We start from the raw sequence: 16,327 nt of genomic DNA, 5'->3' as shown, positions 1-16,327 counted from the left end.
CGCCCGCTTGGCGCCGTCTTGCCATTTACTGAGGATCAACGCGATGAGCAAAACCCACTTCGGCTTCGAAAGCGTCGAGGAAAACGAAAAAGCGAAGAAAGTGGCGGGTGTGTTCCATTCGGTTGCGAGCAACTACGATCTGATGAACGACCTGATGTCGGCGGGCATGCACCGTGCGTGGAAGGCGTTCACGATCGCGCAGGCGAACGTGCGCCCCGGCTTCAAGGTGCTCGACATCGCGGCCGGCACCGGCGACCTGACCAAGTCGTTCAAGAAAGCGGCCGGGCCGACGGGCGAGGTCTGGCACACGGACATCAACGAATCGATGCTGCGCGTCGGCCGTGACCGGCTGCTCGACAAGGGCATCGTGACGCCGTCGCTGCTGTGCGACGCGGAGAAAATTCCCTTTCCGGACAACTACTTCGATGTAGTCACGGTCGCATTCGGGCTGCGCAACATGACGCACAAGGATGCCGCGTTGGCCGAGATGCGCCGCGTGACGAAGCCCGGCGGCCGCGTGATGGTGCTGGAATTCTCGAAAGTCTGGGATCCGCTGAAAAAAGCGTACGATCTGTATTCTTTCAAAGTATTACCGTGGCTTGGCGACAAGTTCGCGAAAGATGCTGAAAGTTACCGGTATCTTGCTGAATCTATCCGGATGCACCCCGACCAGGACACGCTGAAGACGATGATGGAACAAGCGGGCCTCGATGCCGTCAAATATTACAATTTGTCAGGTGGCGTGGTAGCTTTACACATGGGAGCCAAGTACTAAGGGGCTCTTCCCATACATTTGTCTTACATCTGGAGAAATTGATGTTCGAATCGCGTTCGTTGTTCAACCGTAGCAAGCCGTCGAAGCCGTGGGCTCGACGGGTCGGCACGCTGCTGATGGTCGGCCTGCTCACGGCCGGCACGTTCGCATCGCTCGACGCCGAAGCCAAGCGCATGGGCGGCGGGCGCAGCATCGGCCGCCAGAACTCCACCGTCACGCAGCGCCAGGCCACGCCGCCCGCGCAGCAGCCGATGCAGCAGGCCGCGCCGTCGCAGGCGCAGCGTGCGAACCCGGCCGCTCCGGCGCCGGCCGCGCAGCCCAACCGCTCGCGCTGGCTCGGGCCGATCGCCGGCCTCGCGGCTGGTCTCGGCATCGCGGCGCTGCTGTCGCACTTCGGCATGGGCGGCGCGTTCGCAAGCATGATGGCGAACGTCATCGTGATCGCGCTGCTCGCGGCGGTCGGTATCTGGCTGATCCGCAAGTTCATGAACCGCCGTCGTCCGCAGGAGCCGGCATACTCGGTCGGCGGTTCGGCGTCGTCGTCGGGTGGCTACTCGCAAAGCCCGTCGTTCCAGCAGGGCAACACCGGCAGCAACTACGCGGGCAGCGGCAGCAACTACGCGAACGAAGCGCAAGGCGTGTTCGGCGGCGGTGCCGCGGCCGCCGGCGCGGCGGCGGGTGCGGCAGCACCGCTCCAGGTGCCGGCCGGCTTCGACACCGAAGCGTTCCTGCGCAGCTCGAAGGTCTATTTCGTGCGCCTGCAGGCCGCGTGGGACCAGGGCAACCTGGCCGACATCCGCGAATTCACGACGCCCGAAATGTTCGCCGAGATCAAGATCGACCTCGATTCGCGTGGCAACGAGTCGAACCAGACCGACGTCGTGCAGCTCGACGCGGAACTGGTCGCGATCGAAGATCGCGGCATCGAGCAGTCGGCGAGCGTGCGCTTCCACGGCCTGATCCGCGAATCGGCGAGTGCGTCGGCAGCGCCGTTCGACGAGGTGTGGAACCTGTCGAAGTCGGGCAGTCAGGGCTGGCTGCTCGCGGGCATCCAGCAGATCAACACGCACTGAGCGTGACCGGCGGCCCACGCCGCCGGACACCCGGGCAACGGCCGCCGTACTGCGACCGCTTGCCGCCCGGGTGTGCGGTCAGCCACGGTCTGCCGACGATCCGACGTTACAATAGAAACCCGCGTGGGCGCCCGGCCTGCGCGGGTTTTTTCTTTCCCAGTCCGATGACCTTTGCCGCCAAGCCTTTTGCTGCTGCCGTCAATCACCTGCTCGCCCGCGAATCGTGGGCGCGCGACCGCCTGATTCCGTATGCGGGCAAGACAGCCCGGATCGACGTGCCTCCCGTTACGCTCACGCTGCTGGTGCAGCCCGACGGCTATCTGTCGGCCGTCGACGCGCACGATGCGCAACAGGTCGACGTGTCGATCGCGCTCGCCGGCGACACGGTCGCCGCGTTCCTGCAGGGCGGCCAGGCGGCCGTGATGAAGCACGTGAAGATCGAGGGCGACGCGGAGTTCGCGACGCAGATCGCGAAGCTGGCCGAGCACCTGCGCTGGGAACCTGAAGAAGATCTCGCGAAGCTGGTCGGCGACGCGGCGGCATACCGGATCGCGACGGTCGTGCGCGACGCCGGTGCGCGCGCGCGACGCACCGGCCGCAACGTGCTCGATTCCGTCGCCGAATACTGGCTCGACGAGAACCCGCAAGTCGTCCGGCGCGCGTCGCTCGGCGGCTTCGATGCCGAACTGGCGCGCGCACGCGATGCGCTCGCACGGGTCGAAAAGCGGGTCGAGCGACTCGAACAAAAAATCGGCGCGCGCACGGGTTCCGGCCCGCGCGGCGCGCACTGAGGGGCCGCAGGGCATGCGCATTTTCCGTTTCATCAAGATTGTCTACACCGTCATCCGCTTTGGTCTCGACGAAGTGATGCTGTCCCGGATCGACGACCGGCGCGTGAAGCTGCTGCTGCGGATCACGACGATCGGCCGCCGTTATTCCGATCCGCCTGCCGTGCGGCTGCGCCACGCGCTCGAAAGCCTCGGCCCGATCTTCGTGAAGTTCGGCCAGGTGCTGTCGACGCGCCGCGACCTGCTGTCGGTCGATTTCGCGAACGAACTCGCGAAGCTGCAGGACCAGGTGCCGCCGTTCGATTCCGCGGTCGCGATCGGAATCATCGAGAAGTCGCTCGGTGCGCCGGTCGACGAGCTGTTCGACGAATTCGAGCGCGAGCCGATCGCGAGCGCGTCGATCGCGCAGGTGCATTTCGCGAAGCTCAAGCAGGGCCAGCATGCGGGCAAGGCCGTGGCCGTCAAGGTGCTGCGCCCGAACATGTTGTCGGTGATCGATTCCGACCTCGCGCTGATGCGCGACATCGCGATCTGGACCGAGCGCATGTGGGCAGACGGCCGGCGCCTGAAGCCGCGCGAAGTCGTCGCCGAATTCGACAAGTACCTGCACGACGAGCTCGACCTGATGCGCGAGGCCGCCAATGGCAGCCAGCTGCGCCGCAATTTCGCGGGCCTCGACCTGCTGCTCGTGCCCGAGATGTTCTGGGATTTCTCGACGTCGCAGGTGCTCGTGATGGAGCGCATGACCGGCGTGCCGATCAGCCAGGTCGAGACGCTGCGTTCCGCCGGCGTCGACATCAAGAAGCTCGCGCGCGAAGGCGTCGAGATCTTCTTCACGCAGGTGTTCCGCGACGGCTTCTTCCACGCGGACATGCACCCGGGCAACATCCAGGTGAGCCTCGATCCGAACACGTTCGGCCGCTACGTCGCGCTCGATTTCGGGATCGTCGGCGCGCTGTCCGATTTCGACAAGAACTACCTCGCGCAGAACTTCCTCGCGTTCTTCAAGCGCGATTACCACCGCGTCGCGACGCTCCACCTCGAATCGGGCTGGGTGCCGCCCGAAACGCGCGTCGAGGAGCTCGAAAGCGCGATCCGCGCGGTGTGCGAGCCGTATTTCGACCGTGCGCTGAAGGACATCTCGCTCGGCCAGGTGCTGATGCGCCTGTTCTCGACGTCGCGCCGCTTCAACGTCGAGATCCAGCCGCAGCTCGTGCTGTTGCAGAAGACGATGCTGAACGTCGAGGGGCTCGGCCGCTCGCTCGACCCCGAGCTCGACCTGTGGAAAACCGCGAAGCCGTACCTCGAGCGCTGGATGACCGAGCAGATCGGCCTGCGCGGCTGGTACGAGCGCTTCAAGGTCGAAGCGCCGCAGTGGAGCAAGACGCTGCCGCAACTGCCGCGCCTGATCCATCACGCGATGGCGGCGCGCCATGACGCGCCGCGCGCGGCGAGCGAGGACCTGATGCGGCAGATCCTTGTCGAGCAGAAGCGGACGAACCGGCTGATGCAGGCGCTGCTGATCTTCGGCCTCGCCGTCGGCGTCGGGGCGCTCGTTGCGCGCGTGCTGCTCGCGCTCGCGTACGGCACATGATCGAAAGGAGCAGGGCGATGTCCGATCCGAAGCAACCCGTCACACCGGCAGCCGCCGATTTCACGACGCGCGATCCCGGCGACGCATCGTTCTGGGACGAGCGTTTCGAGCGCGGCATGACGCCGTGGGAATTCGGTGGCGTGCCGGATGGTTTCCGTGTGTTCGCGCACCGGCTCGAGCCGTGCGCGGTGCTGATTCCCGGCTGCGGCAGTGCGCAGGAGGCCGGGTGGCTCGCGCAGGCCGGCTGGCCCGTGCGTGCGATCGATTTCGCCGCGCAGGCGGTCGTTGCCGCGAAGGCGCAGCTCGGCGCGCATGCGGCCGTCGTCGAGCAGGCCGATTTCTTTGCGTACCGGCCGCCGTTCGACGTGCAGTGGGTGTACGAGCGCGCGTTCCTGTGCGCGCTGCCGCCGGCCATGCGCGCCGACTATGCGGCGCGCATGGCCGAGTTGCTGCCAACGGACGGTTTGCTGGCCGGCTATTTCTTCCTGACGGCGAAACCGAAGGGGCCGCCGTTCGGAATCGAGCGTGCCGAACTCGATGCGCTGCTCGCGCCGCACTTCGAGCTGATCGAGGATTTGCCCGTGACCGATTCGCTGCCCGTGTTCGAAGGGCACGAGCGCTGGCTCACGTGGCGCCGCCGCTGATGCACGCGTGTCGCGGCCATTGCCGGAGTGCGCCAGGGTTTCAGCTATAATTCAAGGTTTTGCAAGCCGTTTCCAGTTTCCGCGGGAAAAATATCATGCCGATCTACGCCTATCGATGCGAAGCGTGTGGTTTCGCGAAGGACGTGCTCCAGAAGATGAGCGACGCGCCGCTGTCGCAGTGTCCGGAATGCGGGAAGGATACATTTCGCAAGCAGGTCACTGCCGCGGGCTTCCAGCTGAAGGGCTCGGGGTGGTATGTCACCGATTTCCGTGGCGGTTCGGGCGGCACCAGCGCGCCGGCGACGGCGTCGGGCGACGCAGCCCCGGCCGCACCGGCGGAAGCCGCGCCCGCTGCAGCCGCACCGGCTGCAGCAAGCCCTTCCGCCAGCACGACGACGAGTGCCGCGCCTGCCCCGGCTGCAGCGCCCGCCGCCAGCAGTTGACCGTCGCGGCCCGGCCGGGCTGCGACCAACCCGCGCCACCGGCGCGGTTCATTGACGGCAGATGATGAAAAAGACGACCCTGAAATCGGTGTTTCTGACCGGCCTGCTGGTTCTCGTCCCGCTCGCGATCACGCTGTGGGTGCTCGGTCTCATCATCGGCACGATGGACCAGACGCTGCTCCTGCTGCCCGAATCGTGGCAGCCCGAGCGGATGCTCGGCTTCCATCTGCCGGGGATCGGCGCGGTGCTGACGCTCGCGTTCATCTTCGTCGTCGGGCTGGCCACGCGGAACTTCATCGGCCAGAAGCTCGTCACGTGGTGGAACGCCGTGGTGCGTCACATCCCGGTCGTCGGGCCGATCTACACGAGCGTCAAGCAGGTGTCGGACACGCTGCTGTCGAGCAGCGGCAACGCGTTCCGCAAGGCGCTGCTGATCGAATACCCGCGTCGCGGCTCGTATACGATCGCGTTTCTGACCGGCACGCCGGGCGGCGACGTGCTCAATCATCTGACGGAAGAATACGTGAGCGTCTATATCCCGACGACGCCGAACCCGACGTCGGGCTTCTTCCTGATGCTGCCGAAGAGCGAAGTCATCGAACTCGACATGTCGGTCGATGCCGCGCTCAAGTACATCGTCTCGATGGGCGTGGTGGCGCCCCCGGCGCCGGCTCCGGCGCCTGCACGCCGCCCCGTCGAGCCGCCGCTGTAAGTAAAGAATCATCGCCCGGGCCGCGCGTTGCGGCGCCCGTTGATCAAACCGAACGAAAGCAAACATCATGTCGATGCGTACTGAATACTGCGGTCTCGTGACCGAACACCTGCTGGGCCAAACCGTGTCGCTGTGCGGCTGGGTGCAGCGCCGCCGCGATCACGGCGGTGTGATCTTCATCGACCTGCGCGATCGTGAAGGCCTCGTGCAGGTGGTGTGCGACCCGGATCGCGCGGAAATGTTCGCGACCGCCGAAGGCGTGCGCAACGAGTTCTGCGTGCAGATCAAGGGCCTCGTGCGCAACCGTCCGGAAGGCACGGTCAACGCCGGCCTGAAGAGCGGCAAGATCGAAGTGCTGTGCCACGAACTGAACGTGCTGAACGCATCGGTCACGCCGCCGTTCCAGCTCGACGACGACAACCTGTCGGAAACGACGCGCCTCACGCACCGCGTGCTCGACCTGCGCCGTCCGCAGATGCAGCACAACCTGCGCCTGCGCTACCGCGTCGCGATCGAAGCGCGCAAGTACCTCGACGAGCAGGGCTTCATCGACATCGAAACGCCGATGCTGACGAAGAGCACGCCGGAAGGCGCGCGCGACTACCTCGTGCCGTCGCGCACGAACGCGGGCCAGTTCTTCGCGCTGCCGCAGTCGCCGCAGCTGTTCAAGCAGCTGCTGATGGTCGCGAACTTCGACCGTTACTACCAGATCACCAAGTGCTTCCGCGACGAAGACCTCCGTGCCGACCGTCAGCCGGAATTCACGCAGATCGACTGCGAAACGTCGTTCCTCGGCGAGCAGGAAATCCGTGACCTGTTCGAAGACATGATCCGTCACATCTTCAAGTCGACGATCGACGTCGAACTCGACGCGACCTTCCCGGTGATGCCGTACTCGGAAGCGATGGCGCGTTTCGGTTCGGACAAGCCGGACCTGCGCGTGCAGCTCGAATTCACCGAGCTGACCGACGCGATGAAGGACGTCGACTTCAAGGTGTTCAGCACGCCGGCCAACGCGAAGGACGGCCGTGTCGCGGCACTGCGCGTGCCGAAGGGCAGCGAGCTGTCGCGTGGCGACATCGACGGCTACACCGAATTCGTGCGCATCTACGGCGCGAAGGGTCTCGCCTGGATCAAGGTCAACGAGAAGGCGAAGGGCCGTGACGGCCTGCAGAGCCCGATCGTCAAGAACCTGCACGATGCATCGATCGCGGCGATCCTCGAGCGCACCGGCGCGGAAGACGGCGACATCATCTTCTTCGCGGCCGACCGCGCGAAGGTCGTCAACGACAGCCTCGGCGCACTGCGCCTGAAGATCGGCCATTCGGAATTCGGCAAGGCGAACGGCCTCGTCCATGCCGGCTGGAAGCCGCTGTGGGTCGTCGACTTCCCGATGTTCGAATACGACGACGAAGATGCGCGCTACGTCGCTGCGCACCACCCGTTCACGAGCCCGAAGGACGAGCACCTCGAGTACCTCGAGACCGATCCGGGCCGTTGCCTCGCGAAGGCGTACGACATGGTGCTGAACGGCTGGGAAATCGGCGGCGGCTCGGTGCGTATCCACCGCGAGGAAGTGCAGAGCAAGGTGTTCCGCGCGCTGAAGATCGGCGCGGAAGAAGCGCAGCTGAAGTTCGGCTTCCTGCTGGACGCACTGCAGTACGGCGCGCCGCCGCACGGTGGTATCGCTTTCGGTCTCGACCGCATCGTCACGATGATGGCCGGCGCCGATTCGATCCGCGACGTGATCGCGTTCCCGAAGACGCAGCGCGCGCAGGATCTGCTCACGCAAGCACCGAGCCCGGTCGACGAGCGTCAGCTGCGCGAACTGCACATCCGTCTGCGTCAGCCGGAGCAACCGAAGGCGTAACGCGCTTCGTACCCGGTCGTGTGTGCGTTCACGCGCACACGACGCACATGAAAAAGGCGCAGCGATGCGCCTTTTTCGTTTTTTGCGGTACAGTCGCAGCACTTGCCGCCCGTTCGGAGCATTTGCCCGGCGCGCGGCCCCGTGCCGCATGAAATAAAGATGACGAAGCCGCCGAAAATCCCCGAATCCGTTCTTGTCGTGATCTACACGCCCGACCTCGATGTGCTCGTGATCAAGCGTGCCGACCAGCCTGATTTCTGGCAATCGGTGACGGGCTCGAAGGACGCGCTCGACGAGCCGCTCGCGGTCACCGCCGCGCGCGAAGTGGCCGAGGAAACCGGCATCACGATCGGCACGCCGGACGTGCCGCCCGGCGCGCTCGTCGACTGGCGCCACCGGATCGAATACGCGATTTATCCGCAATACCTGCACCGCTATGCGCCGGGCGTCACGCGCAACACCGAGCACTGGTTCGGCCTGTGCGTGCCGTATCGCGTCGACGTGACGCTGTCGCCGCGCGAGCATGTCGACCATGCGTGGCTGCCGTTCCGCGAGGCGGCCGCGCGCTGCTTCTCGCCGTCGAACGCCGAGGCGATTCTGCAATTGCCCGCGCGCGTGGCACTGTCGCGCGCGCCGCACGGCTCGTCCGCATGACGGCGGAAGCCCGCAAGCGCTTCGCGCAATTGCGGCAGATGTTCCTGCAGGAACGCGGTTCCGCGTCGCGGCTCGCCTTCACGTCGGGCAACACCGTGCGGTTGTGCGAGGGCGGCGGCGCATTCTTCCAGGCGCTGATCGAACGGATCGATGCCGCCCGTGAGCAGGTGATGCTCGAAACCTACATCTTCTGCGACGACGCGGCCGGCCGGCCGGTGTCGGACGCGTTGATCCGCGCGGCGCAGCGTGGCGTGCGCGTACGCGTGATCACCGACGGCATCGGCACTGCCCGCCTGCCGTTGTTCGACACGTGGGGCGAGGCCGGCGTCGAGCACTGCATCTACAACCGTTTCCTGTTCGGCCGCTTCGGCTTCTCGCGCACGCATCGCAAGCTCGCGGTGATCGATTACGCGGTCGCGTTCTGCGGCGGCATCAACATCATCGACGACTACGCGCAGGGCGGCACGACGCTGCCGTTTCCACGCTGGGATTTCGCGGTCGAGATGGCAGGGCCCGCGGTGTCCGACGTGCGCGCCGCGTTCGAACTGCAGTGGCACCGGATCATGTTCGGTCACAAGCCGTATGCGCAATACGCGGCCGGGCTGTATGGCGGCGAAGCGTTCCCCGAGATGTTCCGGCGCTGGATGCGCAGCCACCGCTGGATCAAGGCCGGCGCGCTGCGGGTCGTGACGGAGCCGAGCGTCGCGTTCGTCGCGCGCGACAACGTCGTGAACCGCCGCGCGATCGAGAAGGCATATCTCGCGGCGATCGGCCAGGCGCGGCAGCGGATCCTGCTCGCCAATCCGTACTTCATGCCCGGCCGCAAGCTGCGCCGGGCGCTGACGGGCGCCGCGCGACGCGGCGTCGACGTGCGGATCCTGATCGGCCGCAAGGAATTCGCGGCACTCGATACGGCCGTGCCGTTCCTCTATCACGCGTTGCTGCGTGCAGGCGTGCGCGTGGCCGAATACGACAAGACGATGCTGCACGGCAAGGTGGCCGTGATCGACGATAATTGGGCGACGGTCGGCTCGTCGAACCTGGACGCGCTGAGCCTGATGTTGAACAATGAAGCGAATGTCGTGCTGGTGCGCTACGATGCGGTCACGAACGAACTGCGCGACGCGATCGCGGCCGCGTTCGCCGACGGTCGGGAAATCGACCCCGCTCGATTCGCCGCGCGCCCGCGCATCGAGCGCATGCTGAACTGGCTCGCCTATACGGCGTATCGCGTCGTGATGAAGGCGCTGACGGTCGGTGGTTACGACTGACGAAGACTAAGCGTTCGCTTCAAAAAATCTGTCCGCACGTTCGTGCGGAAAAGCCGCTCCGGTCCCGCCGGAATCGCGCAAAATAGCGGCTCGGTTAGACACCGGTTTCTAATAATTTCCTTGTTTCGCGAGCGGCCGCACTCAATAATAGTACGGCCGTTCGATTTTATTCGAACCCCCGAACGGTTACAGAAATAGCTATGCGAAAAGGCGAACAGACGCGTGCCGCGATACTTGAAGCTGCTTTGGACCTCGCCAGCCGTGATGGGCTGGAGGGGCTGACGATCGGCCTGCTGGCCGAGCGCATGCAGATGAGCAAGAGCGGTGTGTTCGCGCACTTCGGATCGCGTGAGGACCTGCAGGTCGAGGTCGTCCGCGAGTATCACCATCGTTTCGAAAACGAGGTGTTCTTTCCGAGCCTGCGCGAGCCGCGAGGCTTGCCGCGCCTTCGGGCGATGCTGGCCCGCTGGACGGAGAAGCGCATCCAGGAGGTGACGACCGGATGCATCTACATCAGCGGTGCCGTCGAGTACGACGACCGGCCTGACAGCCCCGTGCGCGAGCAGTTGATCGCAAGCGTGACGGCCTGGCGTGCCGCGATGCTGCGTGCCATTTCGCAGGCGAAGGAAGAAGGCCATCTGCGTGCGGATACGGATCCGGACCTGATGCTCTTCGAGTTGTACAGCTTCACGCTCGGCCTGCATCACGACGCACGCTTCCTGCATTCGCCGGACGCCGTGCGCCTCACGTGGGCCGCGCTGGAAAAGACGATTGTTTCGTATCAGAGCGAGAGCCGTTAGCGGCGCGTGATCCGCCCGCCAGGAGCTCGAGCCGTTTTGCCCACCTTTGGAGAGAGTCATGGGACAGTACGCCGCGCCGCTGCGCGACATGCAATTCGTGTTGCACGAGCTTCTGAACGTCGAAGCCGAAGTCAAGCAAATGCCCAAGCATGCGGACCTCGACGCCGACACGATCAACCAGGTCCTCGAGGAGGCGGGCAAGTTCTGCTCCGAGGTACTGTTCCCGCTGAACCAGGTCGGCGACCGCGAAGGCTGCACGTATGAAGGCGACGGCGTCGTGAAGACCCCGACCGGCTTCAAGGAAGCCTACCAGCAGTACGTCGAGGCCGGCTGGCCGGCACTCGGCTGCGATCCGGACTACGGCGGCCAGGGCCTGCCCGCGTTCGTGAACAACGCGCTCTACGAAATGCTGAACTCGGCGAACCAGGCCTGGACGATGTATCCGGGCCTGTCGCACGGCGCCTACGAGTGCCTGCACGCACACGGCGCGCCGGAACTGCAGCAACGCTACCTGCCGAAACTCGTGACGGGCGAATGGACGGGCACGATGTGCCTGACCGAGCCGCACTGCGGCACCGACCTCGGCATCCTGCGCACCAAGGCCGAACCCAACGGCGACGGCTCGTACTCGATCAGCGGCACGAAGATCTTCATCTCGAGCGGCGAGCACGACATGTCGAAGAACATCGTCCACCTCGTGCTCGCGCGCCTGCCGGAAGCGCCGCAGGGCACCAAGGGGATCTCGCTGTTCATCGTGCCGAAGTTCATCCCCGACGCAGCAGGCGAGCCGGGCGAGCGCAACGGCATCAAGTGCGGCTCGATCGAGCACAAGATGGGCATCCACGGCAATTCGACGTGCGTGATGAACCTCGACGGCGCGAAGGGCTGGATGGTCGGCGAGCCGAACAAGGGCTTGAACGCGATGTTCGTGATGATGAATGCCGCGCGTCTCGGCGTCGGCATGCAGGGCCTCGGCCTCACGGAAGTCGCGTACCAGAACTCGCTCACGTACGCGAAGGAACGCCTGCAGATGCGTTCGCTGACGGGCCCGAAGGCACCGGACAAACCGGCCGACCCGATCATCGTGCACCCGGACGTGCGCCGCATGCTGCTCACGCAGAAGGCCTACGCCGAAGGCGCGCGCGCGTTCACGTACTGGTCCGCGCTGCAGATCGACAAGGAACTGTCGCACGGTGACGAAGCGGTGCGCAAGGAGGCGGCCGATCTCGTCGCGCTGCTCACGCCGATCATCAAGGCGTTCCTGACCGACAACGCGTTCGAGTCGACCAACCACGCGATGCAGATCTACGGCGGCCACGGCTTCATCTCCGAGTGGGGCATGGAGCAATACGTGCGCGACGCGCGGATCAACATGATCTACGAAGGCACGAACTCGATCCAGTCGCTCGACCTGCTGGGCCGCAAGGTGCTCGGCGACATGGGCGCGAAGCTGAAGAAGTTCGGCAAGCTCGTCACGGAATTCGCGGAAGCCGAAGGCGTGAAGCCGGAAATGGCCGAGTTCATCAACCCGCTCGCCGACATCGGCGACAAGGTGCAGAAGCTGACGATGGAAATCGGCATGAAGGCGATGCAGAACCCGGACGAAGTCGGCGCTGCCGCCGTGCCGTACCTGCGCACCGTCGGCCACCTGGTGTTCTCGTACTTCTGGGCGCGCATGGCGCGCCTCGCACTCGACAAGGAAGCGTCGGGCGATCCGTTCTACAAGTCGAAGCTCGCGACTGCACGCTTCTACTTCGCGCGCCTGCTGCCCGAGACGGCGTCGACGATCCGCGCCGCACGCGCCGGTTCGAAGACGATGATGGAAGTCGACGAATCGCTGTTCTGACGCGAGACCGGGCGGGGCGCGATGCGCGCCGCCCGAACGCAACGGTTCCTGGTACTCACTTCGCCGTGCAGCCCACCCCTCCCGCGCTGCACGACACTATCCGGAGACATCCCGTGAGCAATTTCCTGATTCGCAAGGTCGCCGTGCTGGGCGCCGGCGTGATGGGCGCGCAGATCGCCGCGCACCTCATCAACGCGCGCGTGCCGGTGCTGCTGTTCGACCTGCCGGCCAAGGAAGGCCCGAAAAACGCGATCGCGCTGAAGGCGATCGAGAACCTGAAGAAGCTGTCGCCCGCGCCGTTCGGCGTGAAGGACGACGCAAAGTACCTCGAAGCAGCGAACTACGAAGACGACATCGCGAAGCTCGCCGAGTGCGACGTCGTGATCGAAGCGATCGCCGAGCGGATGGACTGGAAGCACGACCTGTACAAGAAGGTCGCACCGCACATCGCGCCGAACGCGATCTTCGCGACCAACACGTCGGGTCTGTCGATCACGAAGCTGTCCGAAGGTTTCTCGGACGAGCTGAAGTCGCGCTTCTGCGGCGTGCACTTCTTCAACCCGCCGCGTTACATGCACCTCGTCGAATTGATCCCGACCGCGCATACGCGTCCGGAGATCCTCGACCAGCTCGAGACGTTCCTGACGAGCATCGTCGGCAAGGGCGTCGTGCGCGCGAAGGACACGCCTAACTTCATCGCGAACCGCGTCGGCATCTTCTCGATCCTCGCGGTGATCACCGAGGCCGCGAAGTTCGGCCTGCGCTTCGACGAAGTCGACGACTTGACGGGCAGCCGCCTCGGCCGCGCGAAGTCGGCGACGTTCCGCACCGCGGACGTGGTCGGCCTCGACACGATGGCGCACGTGATCAAGACGATGCAGGACAACCTCGCCGACGATCCGTTCTTCCCGGTCTACCAGACGCCTGCCGTGCTCGCCGAACTGGTGAAGCAGGGCGCGCTCGGCCAGAAGACGGGCGGCGGTTTCTACAAGAAGGAAGGCAAGGCGATCAAGGTGCTCGACGCGAAGACGGGCACCTACGTGGATTCGGGCGCGAAGGCGGACGAAACCGTCGGCCGCATCCTGAAGCGCCCGCCGGCAGAACGCCTGAAGCTGCTGCGTGAAACGGACCATCCGCACGCGCAGTTCCTGTGGTCGATCTTCCGCGACGTGTTCCACTACATCGGCGTGCATCTCGAGTCGATCGCCGACAACGCGCGCGACGTCGATCTCGCGATCCGCTGGGGCTTCGGCTGGAACGAAGGCCCGTTCGAAGGCTGGCAGGCTGCCGGCTGGAAGCAGGTCGCCGAGTGGGTGCAGGAAGACATCGCGGCCGGCAAGGCCCTCGCAAACGTGCCGCTGCCGTCGTGGGTGCTCGAAGGCGCGGTTGCCGAGAACGGTGGCGTGCACACGGCCGAAGGCTCGTGGGCGCCGGCAGCGAAGCGCTTCGTGCCGCGTTCGGATCTCGTTGTCTACAACAAGCAGGTATTCCGCGCGCCGCTGCTCGGCGAAGCGGGTGCCGATCCGAAGACGTACGGCAAGACGCTGTTCGAGACCGACGCGGTACGCGCGTGGGTCGACGACCGTGCGGGTGAAGACGACGTCGTGATCGTGTCGTTCAAGTCGAAGATGAACACGATCGGACCGAGCGTGATCGACGGCCTCGTGCAGGCGATCGAACTCGCGGAGAAGGACTACAAGGGCGTCGTGATCTGGCAACCGACGTCGCTGAAGCTCGGCACGCCGGGCGGCCCGTTCTCGGCCGGCGCGAACCTCGAAGAGGCGATGCCCGCGTTCATGATGGGCGGCGCGAAGGGTATCGAGCCGTTCGTGAAGAAGTTCCAGGAAGGCATGCTGCGCGTGAAGTACGCGAACGTGCCGGTCGTCGCAGCCGTGTCGGGCATCGCGCTCGGCGGCGGATGCGAACTGATGCTGCACAGCGCGAAGCGCGTCGTGCACGTCGAGAGCTACATCGGTCTCGTCGAAGTGGGCGTCGGCCTCGTGCCGGCAGGCGGCGGCCTGAAGGAAGCGGCGCTGCGCGCAGCGGATGCCGCCACGGCCGCGAACGCGACCACCGACATCCTGAAGTTCGTCACGAAGTCGTTCGAGAACGCGGCGATGGCGAAGGTGTCGGCGTCCGCGCACGATGCACGTGCGATGGGCTACGTGAAGCCGTCCGACACGATCATCTTCAACGTGTTCGAGCTGCTCGACACCGCGAAGAAGGAAGCGCGCGCGCTGGCTGCAACCGGCTACCGCGCACCGCTGCGCGCGAAGGACGTGCCGGTCGCAGGCCGTTCGGCGATCGCGACGATCAAGGCATCGCTCGTCAACATGCGTGACGGCCGCTTCATCAGCGACCACGACTACCTGATCGCGAGCCGCATCGCCGAAGCCGTGTGCGGCGGCGACGTCGAAGCCGGCAGCCTGGTCGACGAGCAGTGGCTGCTCGCGCTGGAGCGCCGTGCGTTCGTCGAGCTGCTCGGCACGCAGAAGACGCAGGAACGGATCATGGGCATGTTGCAGACCGGCAAGCCGGTGCGTAACTGAGCGAGCGGATAAGGAGCTTCAAATGAGCAAACAACTGCAAGACGCATACATCGTCGCCGCCAGCCGCACCCCGATCGGCAAGGCCCCGCGCGGTGTCTTCAAGAACACGCGCCCGGACGAGCTGCTGGTCCACGCGATCAAGTCGGCGGTTGCGCAGGTGCCGGGCTTCGACACCAAGCTGATCGAAGACGCGATCATCGGCTGTGCGATTCCGGAAGCCGAGCAGGGCCTGAATGTCGCGCGGATGGGCGCGCTGCTCGCGGGCCTGCCGCAGACGGTCGGCGGCGTGACGGTCAACCGCTTCTGCGCGTCGGGCATCACGGCGCTGGCGATGGCGGCCGACCGTATCCGCGTCGGTGAATCGGACGCGATCTTCGCAGGCGGCTGCGAATCGATGAGCATGGTGCCGATGATGGGCAACAAGCCGTCGATGTCGCCGCACATCTTCGATCGCAACGAAGACTTCGGCATCGCGTACGGGATGGGCCTGACGGCCGAGCGCGTCGCCGAGCAGTGGAAGGTGAGCCGCGAAGACCAGGACGCGTTCTCGGTCGAGTCGCACCGCAAGGCACTCGCCGCGCAGCAGGCCGGCGAGTTCAACGACGAGATCGCCGCATACACGATCACCGAGCGCTTCCCGAACCTCGCGACCGGTGAAGTCGACGTGAAGACGCGCGAGATCGCGCTCGACGAAGGTCCGCGCGCGGATACGTCGATCGAAGGCCTCGCGAAGCTGCGCACGGTGTTCGCGAACAAGGGCTCGGTCACGGCCGGCAACAGCTCGCAGACGTCGGACGGCGCGGGCGCGCTGCTCGTCGTGTCGGAGAAGGTGCTGAAGGAATTCAACCTGACGCCGCTCGCGCGCTTCGTGAGCTTCGCGGTGCGTGGCGTGCCGCCGGAAATCATGGGCATCGGTCCGAAGGAAGCGATTCCGGCCGCGCTGAAGGCCGCCGGCCTGAAGCAGGACGATCTCGACTGGATCGAGCTGAACGAAGCGTTCGCCGCGCAATCGCTGGCGGTGATGCGTGATCTCGGCCTCGACCCGTCGAAGGTCAACCCGATGGGCGGCGCGATCGCACTCGGCCACCCGCTCGGCGCGACCGGTGCGATCCGCGCGGCGACCGTCGTGCACGGCCTGCGTCGCCGCAACCTGAAGTACGGGATGGTCACGATGTGCGTCGGCACCGGCATGGGCGCCGCGGGCATCATCGAACGCCTGTAAGCGGAGCGGGACGAACAGCGACGACGGTGCGCGGGCCACGAGCTCGCGCACCGTTTTTTCATTCCGATAGAGGAAAGTCAAAGGAG

Annotated in this window: 14 protein-coding genes; all 14 read left to right on the top strand. The window is 65.5% G+C overall.

The window, feature by feature from the left end; translation table 11 throughout:
- The first annotated feature begins 43 nt into the window (after positions 1–43).
- The 14 genes from ubiE (at position 44) to BDO18943_RS30675 (ending at position 16,241) form a co-directional block, all read left to right on the top strand.
- Positions 44–775 (top strand): bifunctional demethylmenaquinone methyltransferase/2-methoxy-6-polyprenyl-1,4-benzoquinol methylase UbiE, encoded by a 732-nt coding sequence (gene ubiE, locus BDO18943_RS30740; RefSeq protein ID WP_043190578.1) that lies wholly within the window; start codon positions 44–46, stop codon positions 773–775.
- A gap of 41 nt (positions 776–816) precedes the next feature.
- The gene (locus BDO18943_RS30735) at positions 817–1,848 is read left to right on the top strand and encodes a Tim44 domain-containing protein (RefSeq protein ID WP_175025238.1); all 1,032 of its coding nucleotides are present in this window, start codon (positions 817–819) and stop codon (positions 1,846–1,848) included.
- A 164-nt stretch (positions 1,849–2,012) separates the two neighbouring features.
- Entirely contained in the window at positions 2,013–2,639 is a 627-nt protein-coding gene (locus BDO18943_RS30730) for a ubiquinone biosynthesis accessory factor UbiJ (protein WP_006487883.1), read from the top strand.
- Positions 2,640–2,652: 13 nt separating this feature from the next.
- A complete protein-coding gene (ubiB, locus tag BDO18943_RS30725) occupies positions 2,653–4,230 on the top strand; it encodes a ubiquinone biosynthesis regulatory protein kinase UbiB (protein ID WP_043190583.1) in 1,578 nt (525 codons plus the stop codon).
- 17 nt (positions 4,231–4,247) lie between these two features.
- Positions 4,248–4,874, top strand: a complete 627-nt coding sequence (locus BDO18943_RS30720) for a class I SAM-dependent methyltransferase (protein WP_175025237.1) — start codon at positions 4,248–4,250, stop codon at positions 4,872–4,874.
- Between the two features lie 95 nt (positions 4,875–4,969).
- A complete protein-coding gene (locus BDO18943_RS30715; RefSeq protein ID WP_175025236.1) occupies positions 4,970–5,317 on the top strand; it encodes an FmdB family zinc ribbon protein in 348 nt (115 codons plus the stop codon).
- 61 nt (positions 5,318–5,378) lie between these two features.
- Positions 5,379–6,029, top strand: a complete 651-nt coding sequence (locus BDO18943_RS30710) for a DUF502 domain-containing protein (RefSeq protein ID WP_011353157.1) — start codon at positions 5,379–5,381, stop codon at positions 6,027–6,029.
- A gap of 67 nt (positions 6,030–6,096) precedes the next feature.
- Positions 6,097–7,899, top strand: coding sequence for an aspartate--tRNA ligase (gene aspS, locus BDO18943_RS30705; RefSeq protein WP_175025235.1), 1,803 nt, complete (start codon positions 6,097–6,099; stop codon positions 7,897–7,899).
- A gap of 159 nt (positions 7,900–8,058) precedes the next feature.
- The gene (gene nudB / locus BDO18943_RS30700; protein ID WP_175025234.1) at positions 8,059–8,553 is read left to right on the top strand and encodes a dihydroneopterin triphosphate diphosphatase; all 495 of its coding nucleotides are present in this window, start codon (positions 8,059–8,061) and stop codon (positions 8,551–8,553) included.
- Positions 8,550–9,824, top strand: a complete 1,275-nt coding sequence (gene clsB, locus BDO18943_RS30695; RefSeq protein WP_175025233.1) for a cardiolipin synthase ClsB — start codon at positions 8,550–8,552, stop codon at positions 9,822–9,824. The genes nudB and clsB overlap by 4 nt, the downstream gene beginning before the upstream one ends.
- Before the next feature lie 200 nt (positions 9,825–10,024).
- On the top strand, positions 10,025–10,624 hold the full coding sequence (locus BDO18943_RS30690; protein WP_006751498.1) for a TetR/AcrR family transcriptional regulator: 600 nt from the start codon (positions 10,025–10,027) through the stop codon (positions 10,622–10,624).
- Positions 10,625–10,682: 58 nt separating this feature from the next.
- A complete protein-coding gene (locus tag BDO18943_RS30685; RefSeq protein WP_043190599.1) occupies positions 10,683–12,470 on the top strand; it encodes an acyl-CoA dehydrogenase C-terminal domain-containing protein in 1,788 nt (595 codons plus the stop codon).
- A gap of 113 nt (positions 12,471–12,583) precedes the next feature.
- Positions 12,584–15,019, top strand: a complete 2,436-nt coding sequence (locus tag BDO18943_RS30680; RefSeq protein ID WP_175025232.1) for a 3-hydroxyacyl-CoA dehydrogenase/enoyl-CoA hydratase family protein — start codon at positions 12,584–12,586, stop codon at positions 15,017–15,019.
- Positions 15,020–15,041: 22 nt separating this feature from the next.
- Positions 15,042–16,241 (top strand): acetyl-CoA C-acyltransferase, encoded by a 1,200-nt coding sequence (locus BDO18943_RS30675; protein WP_043190603.1) that lies wholly within the window; start codon positions 15,042–15,044, stop codon positions 16,239–16,241.
- Positions 16,242–16,327 lie beyond the last annotated feature (86 nt).

This window comes from Burkholderia aenigmatica (assembly GCF_902499175.1).
Classification (GTDB): Bacteria; Pseudomonadota; Gammaproteobacteria; order Burkholderiales; family Burkholderiaceae; genus Burkholderia; species Burkholderia aenigmatica.
The sequence above is the reverse complement of the archived record's forward strand: the minus strand, read 5'-3'. Positions and strand labels throughout refer to the sequence as shown.

Bases quoted from the DNA above. Each gene is read 5' to 3' on its own strand.
- BDO18943_RS30735 (WP_175025238.1), top strand. From the start codon at position 817: ATGTTCGAATCGCGTTCGTTGTTCAACCGTAGCAAGCCGTCGAAGCCG.
- BDO18943_RS30685 (WP_043190599.1), top strand. From the start codon at position 10,683: ATGGGACAGTACGCCGCGCCGCTGCGCGACATGCAATTCGTGTTGCAC.
- ubiB (WP_043190583.1), top strand. From the start codon at position 2,653: ATGCGCATTTTCCGTTTCATCAAGATTGTCTACACCGTCATCCGCTTT.
- ubiE (WP_043190578.1), top strand. From the start codon at position 44: ATGAGCAAAACCCACTTCGGCTTCGAAAGCGTCGAGGAAAACGAAAAA.
- aspS (WP_175025235.1), top strand. From the start codon at position 6,097: ATGTCGATGCGTACTGAATACTGCGGTCTCGTGACCGAACACCTGCTG.
- BDO18943_RS30690 (WP_006751498.1), top strand. From the start codon at position 10,025: ATGCGAAAAGGCGAACAGACGCGTGCCGCGATACTTGAAGCTGCTTTG.
- BDO18943_RS30675 (WP_043190603.1), top strand. From the start codon at position 15,042: ATGAGCAAACAACTGCAAGACGCATACATCGTCGCCGCCAGCCGCACC.
- BDO18943_RS30720 (WP_175025237.1), top strand. From the start codon at position 4,248: ATGTCCGATCCGAAGCAACCCGTCACACCGGCAGCCGCCGATTTCACG.
- BDO18943_RS30730 (WP_006487883.1), top strand. From the start codon at position 2,013: ATGACCTTTGCCGCCAAGCCTTTTGCTGCTGCCGTCAATCACCTGCTC.
- BDO18943_RS30715 (WP_175025236.1), top strand. From the start codon at position 4,970: ATGCCGATCTACGCCTATCGATGCGAAGCGTGTGGTTTCGCGAAGGAC.
- clsB (WP_175025233.1), top strand. From the start codon at position 8,550: ATGACGGCGGAAGCCCGCAAGCGCTTCGCGCAATTGCGGCAGATGTTC.
- nudB (WP_175025234.1), top strand. From the start codon at position 8,059: ATGACGAAGCCGCCGAAAATCCCCGAATCCGTTCTTGTCGTGATCTAC.
- BDO18943_RS30710 (WP_011353157.1), top strand. From the start codon at position 5,379: ATGATGAAAAAGACGACCCTGAAATCGGTGTTTCTGACCGGCCTGCTG.